Below are 787 nucleotides of genomic sequence, written 5' to 3'. Positions count from 1 at the left end.
CCTTTTTATTTATTCAAAATCCCTTTTACCAATCGTCTCCTCCATCAAAAAAATCTCCATCCAACAGATCCTCCCCGGCTTCTTCAATCTCTTCTCCAATTTCACCAAGCGCCGAGTCTTCAAACATATCATCCATCAAATTCTCAATGAGCAGTCCGCCTAACATACCGGCTGCAAAACCTCCCATTGCTCCTCCTAACCCGCTCATACGTGGGTGGTGTGAATGCTGATCAGAGTGAGGAGACTTATAATATTCATAGTCTCGAGGATTCTCCATCATCTCTTCCATCGCTTCTTCCAGCAAACGAGCGATAGTAGATGGCTGGCTTAGTTCATCATTTGTAAAAAAGAGTTCATTTTTTATTTCCCTCTCTCGGCCGAAAGAAGGCAAATCTAGCTCCAACAGCACGCGGATCCCTTCTCGTTCAATGGCTACCTCAAACTCAACCTCATTTACATATCCCTTTAAGAAGTCTGTAGGAAAAAATGAAAATTCTTGTTTGTATCCGTTAAATTTTCCTGAATGATGTTTTTCTCTAAATCCAAGTGCTTCAAAGCCCTCTACTAGCTGATATAAGCTTTTTGGAGCTTTAATGCGCACRGGGTCCCGGTCTGTTGAGTCTACTCCCCCTTCAATATCTAAGTGTGTCTTAAAGAAATAGCTAACGTTGCTCGCAGAGATTGGAAGGTCCAAAGGTAAATGATATGTAAATGGAATTTCTTTTTTCTCGCCTTCATTAATTGTAAATGAAGAAGCTGCGCGCAGGCTTTCCACACGATGTGTATG

Annotated in this window: 1 protein-coding gene; it reads right to left on the bottom strand. The window is 41.9% G+C overall.

The genetic code is table 11. From position 1 onward, the window contains the following. Nucleotides 1–25: 25 nt before the first annotated feature. Nucleotides 26–787, bottom strand: a 762-nt coding sequence (locus AC1DRF_RS30555) for a sporulation protein (protein WP_477742643.1), incomplete at its 5' end; no start/stop codon positions are given.

The organism is Priestia sp. P5_B4, from assembly GCF_056400385.1.
The sequence above is the reverse complement of the archived record's forward strand: the minus strand, read 5'-3'. Positions and strand labels throughout refer to the sequence as shown.